Genomic DNA, 23,615 nt, shown 5'->3' with positions numbered 1-23,615 from the left:
CGCGCCGGTTGGGCTGCAGCGCCACGCGTCCTTCAGCACGCGTAAAGGACGCTGCAGCAGTTTTGGTTTGCACATGAGCCTTTCCGAAAATCGATCCGATTTTCGGGGTCATGTGCGAGGAGAGAAAAGACATGATGCCATCGGCGGATTTTGCCGACCTCAAGGGAGCCTCGGTGCTGATCACCGGCGGCGGGTCCGGGATCGGCGCGGCCCTGACCGAGGGGTTTGTGCGCCAGGGCGCCAACGTCGCCTTCATCGACATCGCCGACGGCCCGAGCACGCTGCTTGCCGACCGCATCGAGAAGGAGTTCGGCCGGCGGCCGCTCTACCTCAAGACCGATCTGCGCGACATCGAGGCGCTGCGGGCCTCGGCGGCCAGGGCGGCCGAGGCGCATGGCGATGTCACGGTGCTCATCAACAATGCCGCGTGGGACGAGCGCCATGCCATCGAGGACGTGACGGTGGAGTTCTGGGACAACAACCAGGCGATCAATCTGCGGCCGCATTTCTTCACCGCGCAGGCGGTGGCGCCGGGCATGAAGCGGGCCGGCGGCGGCTCGATCATCAATTTCACCTCGACATCCTACCTCATCAACCACCCCGACATGCCGGCCTACACCGCCGCCAAGGCGGGCATCCTCGGTTTGACAAAGGGCCTGGCCGGCAAGCTCGGACCCGACCGCATCCGGGTCAACGCCGTCGCGCCCGGGTGGGTGATCACCGAACGCCAGCAGGAACGCTGGGTGACCGAAGGGGCGCTTGCCGCCCATGTCGCCAAGCAATGCATCAAGGACGTCATGCGTCCGGACGACATGGTCGGCACGGTGCTGTTCCTGGCCTCGGACGCGTCGCGCATGCTGACGGCGCAAATGCTGATCGTCGATGGAGGCTTCCTGTGAGCCCACCCAGCAACGCTCCCGCGGTCGCGGCGCTCGACTGGGGCACGACCCGGCTTCGGGCATGGCTCATCGACGGCAGCGGCAAGGTGCTCGCGGAGCGTCGCGGCGATGACGGCCTGATCACGGCGCGCGAAAAGGGGTTCTCCAACGTCCTCGAGGGTCACCTTGGCGCCATGGGGGCGCCGGAAAAATTGCCCGTCATCATCTGCGGCATGGCCGGCTCCCGCCAGGGCTGGATCGAGGCGCCCTATGTGTCCGTGCCGGCGCCGATCGGCGCCATCCTGCGCGGTGCGGCCCGCATCGAGGACGGGCGCCGCGACATCCGCATCGTGCCAGGCCTTGCCCAGCGCCTGGCCGACGCGCCGGATGTCATGCGCGGCGAGGAAACGCAGCTTGCCGGGGCTGGTTTGCCGGCAAAGGGGCGGCATCTCGCCTGCATGCCGGGCACGCACTCGAAATGGGTGGTGGTCGAGGAGGGCGCGGTCGCCGGCTTCGGCACCTGGCCGACGGGCGAATTGTTCTCGGTACTGGCGGAGCATTCGATCCTCAAGCATTCGCTGGGCGAGCATCCGGCTCCGGTGGCCGTGGACAACCCATTCTTCCGGCAATGGTGCGAACGCGCGCTTGGCGAGGGCGGCGACGTCACCTCCAAGCTGTTCGCCATCCGTGCCGCCGGGCTCCTGCAGGACCTGCGGTCGCAGGATGCGTCGGCCTGCCTGTCCGGGCTTTTGATCGGCGGCGAGATCGCCTCGGCGAAGCGCCGCTACGGCGCCGGCGACGCGCCGGTCGTGCTGATCGCGTCCGGCGCGCTCGCATCGCTCTATTCGGCCGCGCTTGACCTTGCAGGACTTGCCTTCCGCACGGTCGATGCGGATGAAGCGGTGCGTGCCGGCCTTGTCGAGGCCGCGCGCGAGAACGGCATGATCGCCAGAACCGGAGCCTTGGCATGACCGAGACCGCAGCCTTTCCGAAGCTCAAGCGCGGGCTGGTCGCCATCCTGCGCGGCCTGAAGCCGACTGAGGCGATTGCCATGGGGCAGGCGCTGTTCGACGCCGGCATCGAGGCGATTGAAGTGCCGCTCAACTCGCCCCAGCCATTCTCGTCGATCGCCAGGATTGTCCAAGTGCTGCCGAAGTCGGCCCTGGTCGGCGCCGGCACGGTTCTGACGGCGGCCGATGTCGACGGCCTGCACAAGGCCGGCGGGCGGCTCCTGGTCAGTCCCAACATCGATGCCGAGGTGATGGCGCGTGCCACGCACTATGGCATGGTGACGATGCCCGGCGTGTTCACGCCCACCGAGGCTTTCCAGGCGATCCGGCTCGGCGCTTCGGCCCTGAAATTCTTTCCGGCGAGCGTGCTCGGGGCAGGCGGCATTTCGGCGATCCGGGCGGTGCTGCCGGCACAGACCCTGGTCGGCGCGGTCGGCGGCGTTTCGGAGAAGGATTTTGCCGGCTACAAGGCGGTCGGGGTCACGGTCTTCGGCCTCGGCTCCAGCCTGTTCAAGCCCGGCATGAGCGTCGACGATGTGGCGGTGCGTGCGCACGCCGCCGTCGCGGCCTGGGATGCGGTGTTCGGAGACGCATGATGATTGAAGCGATCGTTTCCGTTTTTTCCGACCATGTCTGCCAGCTCGGCGAAGGACCGAGCTACGATCCCGCCACCGACGCGCTGTTCTGGTTCGACATCGTCAACGGCCAGCTTCTGGAGAAGCAGCTGTCGGGCGGCGCGACCAAGGTCCATGATCTCGGCCAGATGGCGAGCGCCATCGCCATCATCGACGACAAGCGGCAGCTGATCGCCACCGAGACGGGGCTTTTTGTCCGCGACGCCGCGACCGGCAAGCTGACGCTGCACACGCCGATCGAGGCCGACAATCCGCTCACCCGCTCCAACGATTCGCGCGTCCATCCCTGCGGTGCGCTGTGGACTGGCACGATGGGCAAGGGCGAGGAAAAGGGCGCCGGTTCGATCTACTGGTTCTTCAGGGGCGAACTGCGCCGCCTGTTTTCGGATATCACTGTCTCCAATTCGATCTGCTTTTCCGCCGACGGCGCGCTTGCGTATTATACCGACACATCGACCGGATTGCTGATGCGTGTCGCCTGTGACCCGGCGACCGGCCTGCCGGCGGGCGAGCCGAAGATTTTCGTCGATCACCGTTCCGCCAAGGGCTTTATCGACGGTTCGGTGCTCGACCGCGACGGCATCCTGTGGAATGCCGTCTGGGGCGGGAGTGTCATCGAGGCCTATGGCCCCGACGGCAAGCTCGTGCGCACGGTCGCCATGCCGGTGACACAGCCGTCCTGTCCGGCCTTCGTCGGCAAGAACGCCGATCGTCTGGCGGTCACGTCGGCCTGGTCGGGCAAGAATGAGAAGCAGCGCCTCCTCGACCTGCAAGGCGGCATGACTTTCCTGCTCGACATTCCCGTCAATGGCCGGTTCGAACCGCGCGTGCTGATAGCCTGAACCAACTGAGCGATCGGCGCCGCTCCCGGCGGCGCTGTCACGCAGGCGTCTGGCCTGCGTCGGTTTCCCGAAAGCCGTTTGCGTCCGCCGTGCGATGGTAGGCGATCGCACCGCCGGAGCCGGATGATTTCAGGTCGATTCGACCTGAAATCTGAAGCCGTCTCCAAATCGAAGAGATAGAGCATTATGTCGTCCGAAAACCGCTCCGCGCTTTTCGGCACCATGCTCCAGGAACCGTTCATCGATGTCGAGCCACAAGCCAAAGCTGATCCTTGTCTACGAGCCGGAAAAGGCCTGCTTCGACCGATTGATCTCCGACGGCCACCCACCGCAGCGCGCCGCCGAAATCTCGTCCTACCTGGCACAATCGACGGATCTTGCCCCTGAATTCGGTGCCCTTGCCGCCGCCTGCGAGGCACGCGGTCTCACCTTTACGCCGGTGGCACTCGACGATGCCGCCCAGGCGCTTGACGGCGGGGATGCGGAGAACACGCTGATCTGGACGCTGTCCGACGGCGTCGCCTATTTCCGTGGCGGCGCCGCTCCCGCGCTGGCCAGGCTCAAGGGATTGAGGACCGTCGGCGCCGACGATTCGCTGTTCGCGCTCTGCCAGGACAAGTTCCGCTCTGGCGCAGTGCTCGGCGCGCTCGGCCTGCCGGTGCCGCAGGCCGGCCTTGCCCGGAATGGCAAATGGCTGGTCGAGCCCCCGGCTTCCGCCGCCGGCTGGTTCGTCAAGCCAAACCGGCTCGGCGCCAAGATCGGCATCTGGCCGGATTCGCGTGCGGCGGATCTCGGTCACGCGCTGGAGCTTAGCCGGCGCGTCTTTGCCGCCTATCGTGACGACGTCGTCGTCCAGCCCTATGTCGCCGGCCGCAACGTGCGCGCCAGCTTCCTCGGGCTGACGCCGGAAGCCGGCACCGAAGCGCTCGGCATTGCCTTTGTCGATTCGGGCGGCGATTTCCAGACCATGGCCGACAGTCTGGCGCTCTACGGTGAAACCGGCGAGGCCGCGAAGGCGGCGGGACTCTATGCCGAGCCGGAACTGGTTGCCGTCGCCGACCTTCAACCCGCCGCCGATGCCAGGATTCGTGCGATCGCCGGGCGGCTGATCAGCGGGCTTGGCCTGCGCGACGTGTTTTCCGTCGACCTGCGCGTCGAGGCGGACGACACGGTTCATCTGATCGAATTCGAGGTCTGCCCCGGCCTGCCCTGCTTCGATTTCCGCGCCTATTGCCGCCAGCAGTGGGGTCTGGAGCTTGCCGACGCCATGGCCGAAACCGCGGCGAGCCGGCTGATCGGCCAGAAACGTCTATAGACGGCACTGCCGAAACCGCCGAACTTGGCGGCGTGCGGCTCGGGCCGCATGCCTTGACGCATCCCGCTCTGCCCTTAGTGTCGGCTTGACAACTTACTCCTGCCAAGGCCGCGCGATGAACACCACGCCTGTCGTCCCTGAAACCCTGCACCATCACATCAGGCGCATGACCGGGCGCGATCCGCATGAAGGGCATCGTGTCGCCACCCCGCTCGAACTTCTGTTCGATCTGACCTTCGTCACGGCGTTCAGCTTTGCCTCCTCGCAGCTGGCCCACGCACTGGCGGAAGGCCATTACACCTCGGCCTTGCTCGGCTTTGCTTTCGCCAGCTTCGCCATCTGCTGGGCCTGGATCAATTTCTCCTGGTTCTCCTCGGCCTATGACACCGACGACTGGGTTTTCCGCCTCGTCACCATGGTGCAGATGATCGGCGTGCTGGTGCTGGCCGTCGGCCTGCCACGCATGTTCGCTTCCATCGAGCACGGCGAGCATCTCGACAATTCGGTGATGGTGCTTGGCTATGTGATCATGCGGGTGGCCATGATCTTCCAGTGGCTGCGCGCCGCGAGACAGGATCCCGCCCGGCGCCGCGCCTGCCTTACCTATGCCAAGGCAATCGCGGTTGCCCAGATCGGCTGGGTGGTGCAGATCGTCGTCGATTTCCCGGCCGGCACCAGCATCATACTGGCCATCATCCTCGGCCTCATCGAGCTGGCGGGGCCGGTGGTCGCCGAACGCAGGGATGGCGGCACGCCGTGGCATGCGCACCACATGGCCGAGCGTTACAGCCTGTTCGCCATCATCGCGCTGGGGGAAGGGGTTGTCGGCACGCTCGCGAGCCTGTCGGCCGTGGTCGAGGAACAGGGCTGGTCCCTGGACGCGGCCCTGGTCTGCATCGCCGGCACCGGGCTCACCTTCGGCATGTGGTGGGTCTATTACATGCTGCCCTCAGCGCCGATATTGCACGCCCACCGCAACCGCGCTTTCGTCTGGGGCTATGGCCAGATGCTGATCGTCACCGCCATCGTCGCGACCGGCGCCGGCCTGCATGTCGCGGCCTACTTCATCGAGCACAAGGCGCATGTCGGCCCGCTTGCGACGCTGCTTGCCACCGCGATTCCCGTCAGTGTCTTCCTGGCGGCGATCTATGCGCTCTACACCTATCTCGTCAGGCGCTTCGACCCGTTCCACATCTGGCTGCTGGTCGCGACGGCGGCGGTCGTGGCGCTTGCCATCCTCGCCGCGCTTGCCGGTGTCGATATGGCGGTCTGCCTCGTCATCCTGATGCTGGCGCCGGCCGTCACCGTCGTCGGCTACGAAACGCTCGGGCATCGCCACCAGGCGGAAGCACTGGCCAGCGACGAGCATTCGGCGGTGACTTAGTACACCGGCTATCCCGCAGGCATTCGCTCGAATGCCTGCAAGGAAGGATCGAGAATATCCCAGCCATGGCCGCGGATCGTGTAGGTGACGGCCTGCGGCTTGAAATCGCTGGGGTCGTCGAGGCTGGCCGCGGAAACCGTGATCAGCTCCGGCATGGCGACATATGTCAGATAGACCGGTGTTCCGCAGGTCGGGCAGAAGGCGTGGATCTTTTCGTTGCCGCTGTCAGCGGCCACCCGCCAGGTGCTCGCGTCGCCGGTAATCGCCATATCGGCGCGCTGGCCGAAGGTCAGATAGGATCCGTGGCCAGTGCCGGCGCGCCTCTGGCAATCGCGGCATTGGCAATGGTTCTGGAAGATCGGCTCGCCGCGGGTCTCATAGCGGATCGCGCCGCACGCGCAGCCGCCTCGATAGCGCTTGGTCATTGTCGTTCTCCGCTGGCCTGGTTCCGCACGATATCCCGGCATGTCAGGCCGATTTCGGCTTGGCGAAAAGGTCGATGCCGCTGCCGGTTTCGAGGAAGGATTTCATGCTGGACAGCACGGCCGGCCAGCCCTGGCTGACGCCTTTCGCCATGCCGCTGCCGGCTTCGAGTTCGTCATGGGTGACGGTCAGCCGCACCATGGTGTCGTATTCCTCGATGCCGAACGTCACCCGGCTGTATTTGGACGGGTCGTCGGCCTGCGAGGCGTTCGCCCAGGTCATCACCAGACGGGTCGGCGGTTCGATTTCGACGACCTTGCCGACCAGTTCGACGGTGCGCTCGTCATTGGCGCGGATATGTTCCCATTTCGATCCCGCCTTCCAGTCGGAGACGTTTTCGTGACCCCAGTAGCGCCGTGCGATGTCTGGCCTGGTTATGGCCTCGAACACCTTTTGCGGCGTCGAGCGGATATAGGTCACGTAGACAAAACTGGTCGTCTCTCGGGTCATTGGCCCTCTCCTTCGAGTTCTTGCTTCAGGTCGTGCAGCAGGCTGAGCCGCTGCCGTTCGAACTTTCGCACCCAGCGCTCGTAGACTTCGTGCAGCGGCACCGGGTTGATGAAGTGCAGCTTCTCGCGGCCGCGCTTGACCGTGCTCACCAGATTGGCCGCCTCCAGGAGGTCGATGTGCTGGGTGGCGGATTGCCTTGCCATGTCCAGATGTTCGCAAAGCTGGCCGAGCGTCTGCCCGTTCTTCTCGCAGAGAAGGTCAAGCAGCCTTCTGCGTGTCGGGTCGCCCAGCGCTTTGAAAACCTTGTCGGCGTCCATCGGTCTCAATCTGTTGTGGGGTCATAATATGCAGGCAAATACCTGCATGTCAATCGTCAATCGTTACCGCCTCGCCCTGCTCGACGAAGCTATCGGGCTCTGACCTCGATTGCTGGATGGCTAGCGTTGTCCCGTTGCCGGCCAACGGCTGTGGCGGGTCGTCGGCCAGGCCGCACGGCTGGCTGACAACATTACGGATGATGTGGGCTTCGGAGTGGGTGCTGCGCCCTTGGGCCAAGCACGGGGCGCGCCTTCACGACTTCGCCGGGATCATTCCCAGCTCCCACTCTACCGAAATGGGGTCTCAGATGCCTTCGACCAGCACGATCTCGCCGTCGGCGACCTTCTGGCGGATGGCGACAGCGCGCTGGTATTCGGGTGAGTGATAGCAGTCATGCGCGACCGCGAGCGATTCGAATTCGATGATCACGTTGCGTCCGCGCCCTGGCCCTTCGGCCTTTTCATGCGCGCCGCCGCGCGCCAGGAATTTGGCGCCGAACCGGTCGAAGGCCAGCTTTGAAGCGGCGACGTAGTCCTTGTAGCCTTCGGCATCGCGCACATCGACGCGGGCGATCCAATATCCCTTGGGCATGCTTTTTCTCCGAGTTTCTGTCCGTCAAGCGAGGATTGGTCTTAAGAATCGCCCCGCGACGGCTCGTGGTTCTTGGGTCACCGCAGGGGGACAAGCGCAGCGTACCCAAAGCGGCGGAGCATCGGAAGCGCGGAAAACGCCGCCGCCGGGGCGGAGTTTGGAACTGGCCCTCAGGCAGAGCGCATTTCTTCCAGAATGGCTTCGGCCGCCTCGCGTCGGTTGGCCGCCGCGACGATCGGCCGAGCCACGACAAGGTGGCTGGCACCGTTGCGGATCGCCTGCGCCGGCGTCACCACGCGTTTCTGGTCGCCATGGTCGCTGCCCGCCGGCCGGATGCCGGGCGTCACCACCGCCATGTCGGGTCCGACGATGCGGCGCACGGCTTCGGCTTCGGCGGCCGAGCAGACGATGCCGCCCATGCCGGCGTGCAGCGCCTGTTCCGAACGCCTTAGCACCAGCGTGTGCGGATCATATTCATAGCCGACATCGATCATGTCCTGCTCGTCCATCGAGGTCAGCACGCTGACGGCGAGCAGGCAAAGGTCGCTGCCGCGTGCCGCCTCCACCGCCGCGCGCATTGCCTTCGGATAGGCGTGGATGGTCAGCATGGTCATGCCCATCTTGACGATGTTCTCGACGCCCTTGGCCACCGTGTGGTCGATGTCGAGCAGCTTCATGTCGAGGAAGATCCTGGTGCCGCCACTGGCCAGTTCCCTGGCGAAGTCCAGTCCGCCGGCGAAGGCCAGCTGATAGCCGATCTTGTAGAAGGAGACGACGCCGTCGAGTTCGCGCACCGCCTGCTCGGCTTCCCTCACGGTCGGCACGTCGAGACCGACGATCAGTCTTTCCTGCATGGATTTCGCCTGCATGGGCTGGGTCTGCATGGTTGCGGAGATCACGCCTCGATCCGCGTGGACAGCATGCGCAAGGTTTCGATCAGCGTGCGGCATAGATGCTCCATCGATTTGTGCAGTCTCTCGTCACGAAAATTGCCGCCTTCCGCGAAGGCGTCGTCGCCGTCGGGCACCGAGCATTCCGGCGTCACCACCTCCATCTGGCAGCGCACCAGCACGGCGCGCAGATGGTTGATGCAGCGGATGCCGGCGAAGTGCCCGTTGGAGGAGGAGCAGAGGGCGGCCACCTTGCCGGCAAGCGGCCTGACCGGCCGGCCGCCATCGCGGCGCACGCGGCTAACCCAATCGATCGTGTTCTTCAGCAGCGGCGGGATCGAGCCATTGTATTCCGGCGTGGCGATCAGCAGCCCGTCATGCGCGGCGATCAGGCGGCCGAGCTTGACGGCGTTTTCCGGAACGCCCTTTTCCTTCTCAAGGTCCTCGTCGAGGATCGGCAGGGGATAGTCTGCGAGCGAAATGCGGGTCACCTCGGCGCCCTGCACCGCAAGTTCCTTCTGCGCCACGTCGGCGGTCCTGCCGCTATAGGCGCCCGTCCGGTTCGACCCGGCGAAGACGAGGATTCTCGGGATCACTGCCATTGGCCATCCTTGCTCCCGGACAGGTACAGCCAAGGTTCGATCAAATCAACGCCAACTTCGTCATCCCTGGACGAAGCAGGAGCGAAGTTCCGTCGCGGAGACCCTGGGATCCATGCCGTGACCTTGGCCGTGGAGCGCAGCGGAGCAGAATTCTGCACCGCAGAGGAACTAATGCGCTTCCCTGCGATAGATCCACAGCTGCGTCGGCGGGATGTTGCGGATGATGAAATCGAAATGCTTGACCGTATAGTCGCCACGTCCGGCCGGGATCGGCGACATCGGGCCATAGGTCAGCTGCACGATAGGCCGGCCAGCCGGGATACGGTCAAGCAGGCTCTCTATATAGGCGATACGCTGGGCGACCGGGAAGTTGAGCAACGGCACGCCGGACACGACGGAATCGAAGACCATCCCGCTCCGCTCGCCAAGCGTGGCGTTGAGGTTGAAGGCATCGCCCTCGATGACGTTGACGCCGGGATAGAGGCGACGCAGGTGGCGGACGAAATCGGTGTTGTATTCGACCGCGTAGAGGTTTTCGGGCCGCACGCCCTGGGCGAGGATGGCGCGAGTGATGACACCGGTTCCGGGGCCGACCTCGAGCACCGGCAGGCCGGACCTGGGATTGACGATCGAGGCCATCTTGCGCGCCGTGACCGAACTGGTCGGAACGATCGAGCCGACCGTCTTGGGTTTGTCGATCCAGCCCTTGAAGAATTTGAGTTCGTCGTCGAACTTCTCGGCTAGCGCCTTCCGCAGTCCGTGACCACGTGTCATGCAAGCTCTCCTCAACGCTCCCCGCAAGCTACTTAACACCTGGTTGACGCAAGGCAAGGCACGGCCATGCCGATGTCGTGGATAAGATAGATTTCGTCGCGCCTCGGGATTCGGCGCGTTTCATCCGACCACGCGCCATTCCTGCTCGATCAACGCTCGCCGAAGGATTCGAAGAAATCCTTCATGCGGGCGAAAAACCCGCTCGATTGGGGCGAATTCTCCTGCGAGGAGAGCTGTTCGAATTCCTCCAGCAACTCGCGCTGGCGGCGGGTAAGATTCTGCGGCGTCTCGACCGCGGTCTGGATATAGAGATCCCCGACATTGGGCTGGCGCAACACCGGCATGCCCTTGCCCTTGAGCCGGAACTGGCGCCCGTTCTGGGTGCCTTCGGGCACCTTCACCTTGGTCTGGCTGCCGTCCAGCGTCGTCACCTCGAACGAGCCGCCAAGGGCTGCCGTCGTCATCGAGATCGGCACCTTGCAGTAGAGATCGGCGCCATCGCGCTGGAAGAATTCGTGCGGCTTCACCGCCAGGAAAATGTAGAGGTCGCCCGAAGGCCCGCCGCGCAGGCCGGCCTCGCCCTCATTGGCCAGGCGGATGCGGGTGCCGTCCTCGATGCCGGCCGGGATGTTGACCGACAGCGAGCGCTCCTCGGTGACGCGGCCCTGGCCGGCGCATTTCGGGCATGGATCCTTGATGGTCTGGCCGCGGCCCTGGCATTGCGGGCAGGTGCGCTCGATCGAGAAAAAGCCTTGCGTGGCGCGCACCTTGCCGTGGCCGTGGCACATCGAGCAGGTGACAGGCTGGGTGCCGGGCTTGGCGCCGCTGCCGGAGCATTCGGAGCAGGAGATCGAGGCCGGCACGCGAATCTGCGCGGTTTTTCCCGCGAAGGCCTCTTCCAGCGAGATTTCCATGTTGTAGCGCAGGTCGGCGCCGCGCTCGCGGCCACCCGACGAGCGGCGCTGACGCCCGCCCATCATGTCGCCGAAAATATCCTCGAAGATGTCGGCGAAGCCGCCGGCGCCAAAGCCTTGCGCGCCGCCATTCATGCCCTGCTCGAAGGCGGCGTGACCGAAGCGGTCATAGGCCGCGCGCTTCTGCGGGTCCTTCAGCGTCTCGTAGGCTTCGTTGATTTCCTTGAACTTGTGCTCGCAGGAATGATCGCCGGGGTTGCGGTCGGGATGGAACTGCATGGCGAGCTTGCGGAAAGCGCTCTTGAGCTCCTTCTCGTCGGCGCCCTTTTGCACGCCCAGCGTTTCGTAGAAATCAGCTTTCATTTTTTCCCGCTGTCCGGATGCTCAACGTCTTGATGCATTGTTGCGTCGTTTGCCGGCACGTCGTCTCGATTTAGGATTGGTGCCGCCCGGATGCCAGTGCTGGCGTGCGCCTGTCCGGGCTTTTCTGTCGTTTTTTCGGCAAGGCCCCGCACTTTTTCGGCAAGGGTTGCAAAAAAGCCCGGCTTTACGCCGGGCTTTCCGCTTTATTTTGCCGTCGGGCGGCTCAGGCCGACTTCTTCTTGTCGTCGTCCTCGTCGATTTCCTCGAAATCGGCATCGACCACGTCGGAGTCCTTGGCGGCATCCGCCTTGGCGTCGGCTTCCGCCGCTTCCTTCTGCGAGGCCTCGTACATGGCCTGGCCAAGCTTCATCGAAGCTTCGGCAAGTGCCTGGCTCTTGGCCTCGATGTCGGCCGCGTCGTCGCCCTCGGCCGCGGTCTTCAGCGCCGCGATCGCATCCGATATCGCCGTGCGTTCGGCTTCCGAGACCTTGTCGCCATATTCCTTCAGCGACTTCTCGGAAGAGTGCACCAGCGCCTCGGCCTGGTTACGGGCCTCGACCACGGCGCGACGCTTCTTGTCCGTCTCGGCATTGGCCTCGGCGTCCTTGACCATCTTCTCGATGTCGGCGTCCGAAAGGCCGCCAGAAGCCTGGATGCGGATCTGGTGCTCCTTGCCGGTGCCCTTGTCCTTGGCCGAAACATTGACGATGCCGTTGGCGTCGATGTCGAAGGTGACCTCGATCTGCGGCACGCCGCGCGGCGCCGGCGGAATGCCGACCAGGTCGAACTGGCCAAGCGCCTTGTTGTCGGCCGCCATTTCACGCTCGCCCTGGAAGACCCGGATGGTCACCGCCGACTGCGAATCCTCGGCGGTCGAGAACACCTGGCTCTTCTTGGTCGGGATCGTCGTGTTGCGCTCGATCAGCCGTGTGAACACGCCACCCAGCGTCTCGATGCCAAGCGACAGCGGCGTCACGTCGAGCAGCAGCACGTCCTTGACGTCGCCCTGCAGCACGCCGGCCTGGATGGCGGCGCCGAGTGCGACGACCTCATCCGGGTTGACGCCCTTGTGGGGCTCCTTGCCAAAGAACTGCTTCACGATCTCCTGGATCTTGGGCATGCGGGTCATGCCGCCGACCAGGACCACTTCGTCGATCTCGCCGGCCTTCAGGCCGGCATCCTTGAGCGCCGCCTTGCAGGGCTCGATGGTGCGCTGGACGAGATCCTCGACCAGGCTTTCGAACTTGGCGCGCGTCAGCTTCAGCGTCAGATGCTTCGGCCCCGTCGCGTCGGCGGTGATGAAGGGCAGGTTGATTTCGGTCTGCGTTGTCGAAGACAGCTCGATCTTGGCCTTTTCAGCCGCCTCCTTGAGGCGCTGCAGGGCCAGCTTGTCGTTCTTCAGATCGATGCCTTGTTCCTTCTTGAACTCGGCCGCCAGGTACTCGACCAGGCGCATGTCGAAATCCTCGCCGCCGAGGAAAGTGTCGCCATTGGTCGACTTCACCTCGAACACGCCGTCGCCGATTTCCAGCACCGAAATGTCGAACGTGCCGCCGCCAAGGTCATAAACGGCAATGGTCTTGCCGTCCTTCTTGTCGAGGCCGTAGGCAAGCGCTGCCGCCGTCGGCTCGTTGATGATGCGCAGCACTTCGAGGCCGGCGATCTTGCCGGCATCCTTGGTCGCCTGGCGCTGGGCGTCGTTGAAGTAGGCCGGAACGGTGATGACCGCCTTCTCGACCTTCTCGCCGAGATAGGCTTCCGCCGTCTCCTTCATCTTCTGCAGGATCATGGCCGAGATCTGCGAGGGCGACTGCTTCTTGCCGCCGGCCTCGACCCAGGCATCGCCATTGTCGCCCTTGACGATCTTGTAGGGGACAAGCTTCTTGTCCTTCTCCGTCACCGGATCGTCATAGCGGCGGCCGATCAGGCGCTTGACCGCGAAGATGGTATTTTCAGGATTGGTGACCGCCTGACGCTTGGCCGGCTGGCCGACCAGACGTTCGCCGTCGCCAGAGATGGCGACGATGGAAGGCGTCGTGCGTGCGCCTTCCGCATTCTCGATCACCTTCGGTTCCTTGCCATCCATGATGGCGATGCAGGAATTTGTGGTGCCGAGATCGATACCGATTACTTTTGCCATTTTTCTAGTCTCTCCGCTAAGCAGGCTTTCAGGACCCGTGAAGGCGTTCCGACGAAAGCCCCTGTTCACAAGAAATCCCGTTCGGCAACCGGTGTCCCCGGCGTCGGACGGCTTGGCGCGTATATAAGAACAGGCAGCATCGGGCGCAAGCATTCTGCGCAAGGCTTTCATGAACCTTTCCACCTCCGCCCGCGACTGACGTCCAGGTGCCGCATGGTGCGGCCCGGAAAGGAAGTCCCCATGACCAGCAACCGAGAGGCTCCACGGTCTCCCGGAACAACAGGAACTCGGCGCGACCGCCGCCTTCGGGACGGTGTCGACGCGCTGGGCTTCCCGCTGCTTCCGTTGACCCTAGGTAAGAGCAGGCGTATCGTAATGAAGAGGAAAGCAGACAATTCGATCAGGGATGAACGTGCCGGACCGCCGCGCCCTGCCCTGATTTGCGCGGCACAGCCGGATATTCCTCCCGTAGACTTCGGGGGGAGTTCTATGTCTTGCGATCACGGCCTGTCAGTGTCTTCTCGCGTCAGCCGTTTGCGCCGCCTGGTCAAGAAGACCGGCGGCGTTCTTGCATTCGCCCTGACCGCCGGCCTCTGGCTTGGCGGCGCCGCCCGGGCGCAGGACACCCAGATCATCTATCCAGGCTCGATGGCGGTCACCGGCTTTCCCGGCACCGTCATCCCCAATTTCGACGAGGGCCTGCCCCCCGGCGTCGATCCGGTCGACGAAACCTTCATCGACACCACGCGCGCCACCTTGCGCGTGTTCGACGTTTCGCACCTGGGTGGACCGGCATCGGGCCAGCTCGTCTTCACGCCGCCGCCTTTCGAGGTGACATCAGGCCAGATCGGCGAGGTGTTCGGCCTCACCTATGATGACGGCGTGCGCGATGGGGTGCCATCGGGCATTCCCAACCTTTATGCCGCCGCCACCTCGCTGCATGGCATCGAGATCGTCACGCCGGACGCCGACAAGGATGGCAGGCCGGAGCGGCAGCGCCGCGGAACGGCAGGCGCGACCTTCATGGATGGCCAGTTCGGTACCGAAAATGGTGGCGGGCCGGGCACCATCTGGAGGATCGACGGCATCACCGGCCAGGTCGCCAAATTCGCCGACATCGACACCAACAGCGGTCCCGGCATCGGCAATATCACATTCGATCCCAGCCACCGCCAGTTCTTCGCCTCCGACCTCGACACCGGCCTGATCCATCGCATGGACGCCAATGGCAGGCTGATCGACACCTTCGATCATGGCGTCGCCGGGCGGCCGGCGCATGGCCTGGCTCCGATCGCCGACGACGGCGCGGTGATGGACATACAGGGCGCGGCGTTCGACACGGAGGACCCCGAGACCTGGGGCTACACCCAGGACGAGCGCCGCGTCTGGGCCGTTTCCTATCATGGCGGCCGTCTCTATTATTCGGTCGGCGAAAAATCGGAGGTCTGGTCGGTCGGCATCGCCCGAGACGGCACCTTTGCCGGCGACCCGCGCTGGGAGCTGACGGTCAAGGCCGACAAGGACTATGCCGTCACCGACATCGCCTTCGACAACAGCGGCTTCATGTATCTCGCCCAGCGCGGCCCGATCGAGAACCGCTACGACTACAGCCGCTTCGCAGATTCCGGCAAGGGCGAGGTCATCCGCTACTTCAGGGAAAATCCGGACGATCCGGCAACGGAATCGGTCTGGGTGGAAGCGCCGCAGGAATACGCGGTCGGCTTCCCGCAAGGTTTCAGGCAGTCGGCCGGCGGCCTCGACCTGCAATATGGCTATGACGCCGACGGCAATCTCGACACTTCGGTCTGCACGCAGACGCTGGTCAACACCGGCGACAAGCTGCGCGACAATCCGACGCTCGCCGAACAGCTCGCCGCCGGCGGCCCCCTCGCCGTGCATGGCGTGCAGATCACGCCCAAGGATCTGGTCAAGCCGGCCAACGCGCCGCCCTTCGGCTCCTGGTTCGTCGATTTCGACGGCTATTTCGAGGATCCCGAGGTGGAAGGCCATGTCGGCGACGTCGCCGTCTGGCACCCCTGCGATGGCCGCGCCGGCTATTATGAAGAAATCCCGGGCGGCTATCTGCCACCCTTCTACCCGCCGGACTTCCCACCGCCCGGCAACCTGCCACCGTGTCTCGACGTTGAAGATATCAGGTACTACTGCACGCCTTCGGGCCTCGAGGCCGATCTCTATCTCCATGACCATGCCGGCTTCGGCGGCGATTCGATCAAGGTCCAGCCTTCGAATGAGACAAAGTCCAGGACGCCAGGCGTCGGGGTGACCACACCCATGTCGCATGCGCCCGGCACGCCGTACACGATCAACATCACCGGTCACTATCCGGGCGACAGAGTGGACGTTGGACTTTGCTTCTACAGGAAGTCCGACAAGGACAAGGGTGGCTACTACCCTTGCTGCAAGATGACCTTGCCGCTCCGCACCCCAGCCGTCAGCTGCGAACGTTGAGGAGGGGAAGATGAACAATCTCGCACTCTCCCCGCTCGCGCGAAACAACTCAACCGACAAGCTGTCAATCGTCATGGAGACGATCATGAAACCCCTGTCATACGCCAGGCGCGGCGCGCGCTGGCTGATGGCGGCCGGGGTCGCGGTCGCCATGCTCACCCCCCTCGCAAGCCACGCGGAAGACGCCGCGCCGGTCACGCCGGAACTGAGGCTCGACCTCGACAATTCGCGCGTCGTCAATCCGAGGCCGGAACGGGTCGTGCCGTTCTTCACCAAGAAAGGCACCCAGAGAGGCTGCGACTATGTCGTCTACTCCCTGAGCTTTGGCCTGCGCGGTGATCCTCAGGGCTTTGCCGATCCGGGTCTTGTGGCCTTGCTGAAGAAACTCAAGATCGAGTTCAAGGACCAGCTTCCGCACGGCTTGGCCATCGTCAACGTGAATGTATCCGGCGACGGCACGGATGCCTCCGGCGGATCACTGCCGGGCGCGACGATCAGCAACACGGCGGGTCCCAGCGATACCGCAACGGTGTCCGACTTCCGGCTCTCCGCCGACGATCTCGACGGCGCCGGGGCCGCCAATGAACGCGTCATCAATTTCCAGATCACGGCCAGGATCGACCATGCTGCGTTTCCTTCGCCGACGATCATCGACAATCAGGGCCTGATCAAGGTGAGCAACGGAGCCGGCACCGGCACCATCATCCCGTCGCAGGATCCGAGCAAACCCGACGATGGCGACTACAAGACCGGCGTGAAGACCTCGATCAAGATCGATGTCACCAAGTGCGAACCGCCGCCGCCACCTCCCGGCAAGGAATGCTTCAAGGTGGAACGCGGCACCGTCGATTGCGTACCCGGCGGCGGTGCCTTCATCTACCACATGCCGGTCGGCCCGGAGATGGGCGGCAAGTGGGTGCAGGTGTCGACCACCACGCCCGGCATCACCATCATCCCTGACACCCAGCTGGTGCCGGCGGGCGGCGGCGTGCTCAACTGGAAGATCGTCGGCGCATCGCCCGGCGACGTCATCCATCTCGTCGTCACCGGCATCGAGACCTATGCCGGACCGAAGGAAGGCTGGGGCCTGTGCTGCACGCAGACCATCGACATCGTCATCCCGCGTGACCAGCGTTGCCCGCCCAGGGACAAGGAGCCGGACCTCAAGGTCGAGAAACGCGCCGATGTCGCGCGCTGCACCATGGCCGGCGGCTGCGATTTCACCATCAGGGTCACCAATGTCGGCACCGCGCCCTACAACGGCAAGATCGTGCTCGACGAGGTGACGCTGCCGGCCGGCTCGACGCTGAGCTCAGGGCTCAATCCGCCTTGGGTCTGCGTGCCCGGCACCACCCCGATGACGTGCACCTATCCGGTGACCACGCTCAATCCGGGGGCCTTTGTCGACCTCAAGCTCGGCTTCAAGCCGGCCGGGGGCTGGCAGGGCGGTGCGCTGCGTAACTGCGCCGCCTACAACTATGCCGCCAGCGGCAAGCCGTTGTTCGGCAGCCAGTCGAACGACCGTGGCTGCGCCTCGATCCCGATCTGCCGCCGTGGCGATCGTGACCGCGACTGCCAGCCGCCGGTCGAGAAGAAGGTCGACCTGATCCTGAAGAAGCGTGCCCGCACCGAAATCTGCACGGCCGACGGCGTCTGTTTCTTCGTGATCGACATCATCAACAACGGCACCTCGACCTATACCGGGCCGCTGACGGTGATCGACAACTATCCCGGCGGCGCACCGGCCTCCTCGACCTTCGGGCCGAGCCCGCCCTGGACATGCGGCCCGAACGGCCCCGGTCAGTTCCGCTGCGACAATCCCGGCATCGCGCTGCCCGTGGGCGCCTCGACGCCGATCTTCGTCAAGGCGGTCATGCCGGCCGATTACCGGTCGGACACGGTCGAGAACTGCGCCGAGGTGAAGGCCGTTCCCGGTGAGATCGACCTCACCAACAACAAGGCCTGCGCCAAGGAGCGCATCCGTCGTCCCAATGGTGGCCAGCCCGGCCTGCGCATCACCAAGGTGTGCAGCGGCTCGCTGGCCGGTGCCGCGGCCGTTTCTTGCCGCATCACCGTCTCCAACGCCGGCACGGCGGCTCCCACCGGTCCGGTGCGGGTCAACGATGCCGCCACGCTGGTGTCGGGAGGCGCGCCCGTCCAGATCCAGACCGTCACTCCAGACGGCGCGGAATGGGCGTGCGGACCGGTTCCGGCCAACACGCTGTCGTGCCAGATTCCCGGTGCCGTCATGGCGCCCGGAACCAGCCGCCACTTCGACGTGACGGTCTCGGCCAATGGCGAGTTCGAGAACTGCGCGCGCGGCTCCTATGGGCCGGCGCAAGGCGACGATGTCGTCTACCCGATTGGCCAGGCCTGCGCCAAGGGCGGCGGCTCCTCGACCATCCGTGTCGAGAAGACCGGCGACCGCGAATGCCGGCTGGGCCAGCCCTGCTCGTTCGACATCACCATCTCCAATGACGGAACGAGCCCCTTCTCCGGTCCGGTCCGCATCGGCGATGCGATCGGCGTGGAAGGGCTCGGCCGGCTGGACGGCGTTGCGATCACCTCGATCGACCCGCCCTTCGGCTGCTCGCCCGAACCGGCGAGCTTGCCTCTGTCCTGCATAGCCACCCTGACGCTCGGGGCCGGCGAAAGCCAGTCGCATCATGTCACAGTGGTCATTCCCGACGACGGGCGCCTTGCCAATCTGCAGGGCGACGTCAATGGCCAGAACTGCGTTGGTGTCCTGTCTCCCGACACGCGGGTCCAGGGCGGCGGCGACGTGCTGTCCAAGGATGCGACCAATGTGCAGGGCGATCGCGGCAAGGCCTATGCGTGCCACCCCTTCACCATCACGCATGAGGTGAAGAACCAGTGCTCGCCGGGCTTCGTCATGAACGACGCCGGCCGCTGCGTCTGCCCGGAAGGCACCACCTTCCGCAATGGCCAGTGCACCGGCGGCGGCACCAATCTTCTGCCGCTTCCCGTGCCGCCGCCCAAGCGCTGCGTGCTGCTCGAAGGCCAGATCCGGACCGAGGACGGGCGCTGCGTCTGCCCGCGCGGCACGGCGCTGGAGAACGGCGCCTGCGTCAGGACCGACAGGCCCGAGCAGTGCACCATCCGTGGCCAGATCCACGATGCCAACGGCGATTGCGTTTGTCCGCAAGGCACCGAGGTGCGTAACGGCGCCTGCCGCCCGGCCCGGCCGAAGCCTCAGCAGTGCCGCATCCCCGGCCAGGTCCGCAATGCCGACGGCGATTGCGTCTGTCCGCAAGGCACCGAGGTGCGCAACGGCGCCTGCCGTCCGGTCCGGCCGAAGCCCGACCAGTGCACCATCCGGGGCCAGGTGCACGATGCCAACGGCGATTGCGTCTGCCCGCGGGGTACCGAGGTGCAGGGCAATGCCTGCCGGCGCAAGCAGCCGCAGGTGGAGCCCTGCGACATACGCGGCCAGGTCCACAACAAGCGCGGCGAGTGTGTCTGTCCGCGTGGGACCGATGTGATCGACGGCGCATGCCGCAAGCCCAGGCAGCAGGCGGAATGCGCACCGGGCTCGCAGATGGTCAATGGCCAGTGCCAGCCGATCTTCAAGAGGCGTTGCCCGGAAGGCACGGTCGGACGCTATCCCAACTGCCGGCCGATGCGCGGGCAGCCGTCACTGGAGCTCAACCCCGGCCTGCTGCTGCAGCAGGTCTTGCCACGGCGCCTGCCGCAGGCTGAACAGCAGCAGGATCCGGCACCAAGCAGGATCCTGAAGCTCCAGCAGCAGTAGCCGTCCGCTCGACGCCAGACCTTGGGCCCGCCGGAGCAATCCGGCGGGCTTCTTCGTCATGTCCCGGCAAGCGGGAATTGGCTGCGGCAGGATCGGAGATCCCGCAACGCCGCCCAAGCCTGTGGAGCCCCCGTGCTTGCACCCTCGACAAGTCCCCCGCCGGGCATTAGGCAGTCGATCCAGGGTGAACGGTATGAAAAGGGCGCCCGGAAAGGCCGCGAGATGAGCAAGAAGACCTTGATCGCACCATCGGTGCTGGCTTCGGACTTTTCGAAGCTTGGCGACGAGGTCGAAGCCGTCGCGGCCGCTGGCGCCGACTGGATCCATCTCGATGTCATGGATGGCCATTTCGTCCCCAACATCACCTTCGGCCCGCCGGTGATCAAGGCGATCCGCAACCGCACCAGGGCTTTTTTCGACTGCCATCTGATGATCGCGCCGGCCGATCCCTACCTCGCCGCCTTCGCCGAGGCCGGCTGTGACGGCATGACGGTCCATGCGGAGGCCGGGCCGCATCTCGACCGCTCGCTGCAGACCATCAGGAACCTCGGCAAGAAGGCCGGCGTGTCGCTCAATCCGGCGACGCCGGAAACGATGATCGAATATGTGCTCGACCGGCTCGACCTGATCTTGATCATGACCGTCAATCCGGGGTTCGGCGGCCAGGCCTTCATCCCGGGGATCGTCGACAAGGTGAGAAGGGTCAAGGCGCTGATCGGCGACCGGCCGATCCGCATCGAGATCGACGGCGGCGTTTCGCCCGAAACGGCCCCTTTGGTCACGTCAGCCGGGGCCGATGTGCTGGTGGCCGGCGCGGCGATCTTCAAGGGCGGCAGCGTCGAGGCGTACCGTGCCAACATCGAGGCGATCAGGACAGCGGCCGACAACGCCGCCGGCTAGGGACCGTTTCAAGGAAACGGCCAACCGCCCTGAATTGCTCGAACGCACCGCGATCATCCCGCTTCGAATCCAACCGGCTGGCTGGCTGACAGCTTTTGCGCGGACACGGTTCTTCAGGAGCACGGTGACGCCCGAATCAGATCGGCGCCGGACGGATGAGCAAGCCCAGCCGTGCGGTATCTTTGCGCGCGACAGAAAAGATGCTCGCACGGGCACACAAGGAACAGATGATCCTGCGTGCATACAAAACATGTTAAGTTCCATTGGTTGTAGAGGCGCGCCAATTCCCCCGATCAGGCGGCGGATAGCGCTATATTCCTTAGTGCTTAAGTACTAGGATGGCATCTTGTGCTTGAGCCTCTTGACGAAGGCACTGTAGGGTACATGTACGGAAGGATTCTTTTTCGGACTCGAATTGCCCAGAGAGACATGGGGACAAGGAGTCGAATTTGACATACGGCGCTGCCAACCTGAACGACGACGGCACAGGATCCAAGAGTACGCTTGCCAGTACGGTCTATCACCAATTGCGGGATGATCTTCTTGGCGGCGCTCTGGAAGCCGAAAGCAAGCTGCGGGTCGAGTGGGTTGTTTCCAAGTATGGCGCCGGTGCCTCCCCTGTCCGTGAAGCCCTTAATCGCCTTGCCTCCGAGGGTCTCCTTGGCCGTCACGATCAGCGTGGCTTCTTCATCATGCCGGTCAGTGCGACGGAGCTGGAGGAGCTGACGCGCACCCGCTGTTGGCTCGAGGAACGGGCGCTTCGCGAATCCATTGCCCACCGCACCACCGAGTGGGAAGAACAACTGGTGCTGGCGCTGCATCGCCTGGGCCGCGCCTCTCGATGTTCCCCGCAAAATCTCCCGTCGCTCGATCCGGACTGGGAGAAATTGCACCGCACCTTCCACCGTGTGCTGATCTCGGCCTGCCGGTCGCACTGGCTGGTGGGTTTCTGCGATCAGCTTTCAGATCACGCCTATCGCTACCGGCAAATGGCCAATGACAGCGAGAGCATGCAGCGCGACGATTTCGGGGAACACCGGCGGATCGCCGAATGCGCGCTGGACGGCAATGCCGACGGCGCCGTCCAGGCCTTGATCGATCACTACCAGCTGACCGCTTCCATATGCATGGAGCGCTTCAAGCAAGGCGAAGTCGCAAAAGCCGCCGCTTCGGCCGAGCGCGCTAGGCGGTAACGACCATTTCCTCGGCGGAGCTTGTCGCCATCATTCGCGATTTCTTCGGCGGATGCGACGCGCCGCACAGCCGTTTGCGGTCTTGACGGCACGGCCCGGAAACGCGAACTCTGCGCGCCCCAAGTGCATTGCCGGCGCCGCATTGCCATCACAGCAGGAAAATTTCATGAGCAATCATCTGTTCGATGCGTTCCGGTCCCGGATGCCGCCGCCCGGGCGCCTGTTGATGGAAACCGATGATGGGCGCTCGCTCAGCTATGGCGACATGCTGGCGCGGTCGGCGCAGCTCGCGCACGCGCTCCTGCAATTGCATGTCGAGCCCGGCGACCGGATCGCCGTGCAGGTCGAGAAGAGCCCGGAGGCGGTGCTGCTCTATCTCGCCTGCGTGCGCGCTGGTGCCGTCTTCCTGCCCCTCAACACGGCCTACACGCTGACCGAGCTTGGATATTTCTTCGAGGATGCAGCACCTCGGGTCATCGTCTGCGATCCGGCGAAATCGGCGGATATCGAGCGGATGGTCGCGCCATCCGGTGCCGTCGTGGTCACGCTCGACCGCACTGGCCGGGGATCGCTGACGGACCAGGCATCGCGGCAATCCTCCGATTTCCATGATGTCGAGCGCGGCGAGGACGATCTCGCGGCGATCCTCTACACGTCGGGAACGACCGGCCGCTCGAAAGGCGCCATGCTCAGCCATGGGAACCTGGCATCGAATGCGCGTGTGCTGGTCGACCAATGGCGCTTCACATCAGGCGACGTGCTGATCCATGCGCTGCCGATCTTCCACACGCATGGCCTGTTCGTCGCCACCAATGTCATCCTGATGGCCGGCGCCTCGATGCTGTTCGAGCAGAAATTCGATCCGGCCCGCATCATCTCACTGCTGCCGCGCGCCACGGCGGTGATGGGCGTGCCGACCTTCTATACCAGGCTGCTGCGGCAGGACGGGCTGGACCGCGAGGCGGCGAAGAACATCCGCCTGTTCGTGTCCGGCTCGGCGCCGCTGCTGGCCGAGACGCACAGGGCCTGGCGCGAGCGCACCGGTCACGCCATCCTCGAACGCTACGGCATGACCGAGACCAACATGAACACGTCCAACCCCTATGAGGGCGAACGGCGCGCCGGCACCGTCGGCTTCCCGCTGCCTGGCGTGTCGCTGCGCATCACCGATCCCGATAGCGGCAAGCCGCTGGCCCAGGGCGAGGTCGGCATGATCGAGGTCAAGGGCCCGAACGTGTTTGGCGGCTACTGGCGCATGCCGGAAAAAACCAAGGCGGAATTCCGCGCCGACGGCTTCTTCATCACGGGCGATCTCGGCATGGTCGACGCCGACGGTTATGTCCATATCGTCGGCCGCGGCAAGGACCTGATCATCTCGGGCGGCTACAACATCTATCCCAAGGAGCTCGAAAGCGAGATCGACGCGCTTGATGGAGTGAACGAAAGCGCCGTCATCGGCGTCGCCCATCCGGATTTCGGCGAAGGCGTCACGGCCGTCGTCGTGCGGGCGCCGGCATCCCGGATCACCGGAGCCGAAATTCTCAGCGCCATCGCCGGGCGCTTGGCCAAGTACAAGCACCCGAAGCAGGTGATCTTCGTCGACGAACTGCCGCGCAACACCATGGGCAAGGTGCAAAAGAATATTCTGCGCGACACGTACAAGGACCTCTACGCATCGTAGTGGTGGGCGCG

General features: G+C 64.7%; 20 protein-coding genes. 11 read left to right on the top strand and 9 right to left on the bottom strand.

Annotated elements, in window-relative coordinates:
* The first annotated feature begins 131 nt into the window (after positions 1–131).
* The 6 genes from EB230_RS04025 to EB230_RS04000 all read left to right on the top strand — a co-directional run bounded on the left by EB230_RS04025 (position 132) and on the right by EB230_RS04000 (position 6,064).
* A complete protein-coding gene (locus tag EB230_RS04025) occupies positions 132–899 on the top strand; it encodes an SDR family oxidoreductase (protein ID WP_056573893.1) in 768 nt (255 codons plus the stop codon).
* Positions 896–1,849 (top strand): 2-dehydro-3-deoxygalactonokinase, encoded by a 954-nt coding sequence (locus tag EB230_RS04020; protein WP_172371460.1) that lies wholly within the window; start codon positions 896–898, stop codon positions 1,847–1,849. The genes EB230_RS04025 and EB230_RS04020 overlap by 4 nt, the downstream gene beginning before the upstream one ends.
* Entirely contained in the window at positions 1,846–2,484 is a 639-nt protein-coding gene (locus EB230_RS04015) for a 2-dehydro-3-deoxy-6-phosphogalactonate aldolase (RefSeq protein WP_172371458.1), read from the top strand. The genes EB230_RS04020 and EB230_RS04015 overlap by 4 nt, the downstream gene beginning before the upstream one ends.
* Positions 2,484–3,365 (top strand): SMP-30/gluconolactonase/LRE family protein, encoded by an 882-nt coding sequence (locus EB230_RS04010; protein WP_172374989.1) that lies wholly within the window; start codon positions 2,484–2,486, stop codon positions 3,363–3,365. The genes EB230_RS04015 and EB230_RS04010 overlap by 1 nt, the downstream gene beginning before the upstream one ends.
* Positions 3,366–3,609: 244 nt before the next feature.
* Positions 3,610–4,680: a D-alanine:D-lactate ligase-like protein gene (locus EB230_RS04005; RefSeq protein ID WP_172371456.1), complete on the top strand. Its 1,071-nt coding sequence runs from the start codon at positions 3,610–3,612 to the stop codon at positions 4,678–4,680.
* Positions 4,681–4,795: 115 nt separating this feature from the next.
* Positions 4,796–6,064, top strand: a complete 1,269-nt coding sequence (locus tag EB230_RS04000) for a low temperature requirement protein A (protein WP_210261338.1) — start codon at positions 4,796–4,798, stop codon at positions 6,062–6,064.
* 8 nt (positions 6,065–6,072) lie between these two features.
* On the opposite strand, the gene EB230_RS03995 is transcribed toward EB230_RS04000, so the two are convergent.
* The 9 genes from EB230_RS03995 to dnaK all read right to left on the bottom strand — a co-directional run bounded on the left by EB230_RS03995 (position 6,073) and on the right by dnaK (position 13,589).
* On the bottom strand, positions 6,073–6,489 hold the full coding sequence (locus tag EB230_RS03995) for a GFA family protein (RefSeq protein ID WP_172371454.1): 417 nt from the start codon (positions 6,487–6,489) through the stop codon (positions 6,073–6,075).
* A 43-nt stretch (positions 6,490–6,532) separates the two neighbouring features.
* Positions 6,533–6,997: an SRPBCC family protein gene (locus EB230_RS03990; RefSeq protein ID WP_172371452.1), complete on the bottom strand. Its 465-nt coding sequence runs from the start codon at positions 6,995–6,997 to the stop codon at positions 6,533–6,535.
* Entirely contained in the window at positions 6,994–7,314 is a 321-nt protein-coding gene (locus EB230_RS03985; protein WP_056573871.1) for a helix-turn-helix domain-containing protein, read from the bottom strand. The genes EB230_RS03990 and EB230_RS03985 overlap by 4 nt, the downstream gene beginning before the upstream one ends.
* 304 nt (positions 7,315–7,618) lie before the next feature.
* Complete coding sequence (locus tag EB230_RS03980; protein WP_056573865.1) at positions 7,619–7,906, bottom strand: DUF1330 domain-containing protein; 288 nt, start codon at positions 7,904–7,906, stop codon at positions 7,619–7,621.
* A gap of 170 nt (positions 7,907–8,076) precedes the next feature.
* Positions 8,077–8,790 (bottom strand): orotidine-5'-phosphate decarboxylase, encoded by a 714-nt coding sequence (gene pyrF / locus EB230_RS03975; protein WP_162258942.1) that lies wholly within the window; start codon positions 8,788–8,790, stop codon positions 8,077–8,079.
* Positions 8,791–8,801: 11 nt separating this feature from the next.
* Positions 8,802–9,398, bottom strand: a complete 597-nt coding sequence (locus EB230_RS03970; protein WP_172371450.1) for an NADPH-dependent FMN reductase — start codon at positions 9,396–9,398, stop codon at positions 8,802–8,804.
* A gap of 168 nt (positions 9,399–9,566) precedes the next feature.
* On the bottom strand, positions 9,567–10,172 hold the full coding sequence (pmtA, locus tag EB230_RS03965) for a phospholipid N-methyltransferase PmtA (RefSeq protein WP_172371448.1): 606 nt from the start codon (positions 10,170–10,172) through the stop codon (positions 9,567–9,569).
* Positions 10,173–10,321: 149 nt separating this feature from the next.
* Positions 10,322–11,449 (bottom strand): molecular chaperone DnaJ, encoded by a 1,128-nt coding sequence (gene dnaJ / locus EB230_RS03960; protein WP_056573856.1) that lies wholly within the window; start codon positions 11,447–11,449, stop codon positions 10,322–10,324.
* Between the two features lie 223 nt (positions 11,450–11,672).
* Positions 11,673–13,589, bottom strand: coding sequence for a molecular chaperone DnaK (dnaK, locus tag EB230_RS03955; protein ID WP_056573851.1), 1,917 nt, complete (start codon positions 13,587–13,589; stop codon positions 11,673–11,675).
* 213 nt (positions 13,590–13,802) lie between these two features.
* On the opposite strand from dnaK, the gene EB230_RS03950 reads away from it, so the two are divergent.
* The 5 genes from EB230_RS03950 to EB230_RS03930 all read left to right on the top strand — a co-directional run bounded on the left by EB230_RS03950 (position 13,803) and on the right by EB230_RS03930 (position 23,604).
* A complete protein-coding gene (locus EB230_RS03950) occupies positions 13,803–16,058 on the top strand; it encodes a hypothetical protein (RefSeq protein WP_172371446.1) in 2,256 nt (751 codons plus the stop codon).
* 10 nt (positions 16,059–16,068) lie between these two features.
* The gene (locus EB230_RS03945; protein ID WP_172371444.1) at positions 16,069–19,830 is read left to right on the top strand and encodes a hypothetical protein; all 3,762 of its coding nucleotides are present in this window, start codon (positions 16,069–16,071) and stop codon (positions 19,828–19,830) included.
* Between the two features lie 222 nt (positions 19,831–20,052).
* Entirely contained in the window at positions 20,053–20,730 is a 678-nt protein-coding gene (gene rpe, locus EB230_RS03940; RefSeq protein WP_056573842.1) for a ribulose-phosphate 3-epimerase, read from the top strand.
* A 449-nt stretch (positions 20,731–21,179) separates the two neighbouring features.
* A complete protein-coding gene (locus EB230_RS03935; protein WP_172371442.1) occupies positions 21,180–21,923 on the top strand; it encodes a GntR family transcriptional regulator in 744 nt (247 codons plus the stop codon).
* 166 nt (positions 21,924–22,089) lie between these two features.
* Positions 22,090–23,604 (top strand): malonyl-CoA synthase, encoded by a 1,515-nt coding sequence (locus EB230_RS03930; RefSeq protein ID WP_056573836.1) that lies wholly within the window; start codon positions 22,090–22,092, stop codon positions 23,602–23,604.
* Positions 23,605–23,615: the final 11 nt, after the last annotated feature.

This window comes from Mesorhizobium sp. NZP2234, assembly GCF_013170765.1.
GTDB classification, from domain to species: Bacteria; Pseudomonadota; Alphaproteobacteria; order Rhizobiales; family Rhizobiaceae; genus Mesorhizobium; species Mesorhizobium loti_D.
The sequence above is the reverse complement of the archived record's forward strand: the minus strand, read 5'-3'. Positions and strand labels throughout refer to the sequence as shown.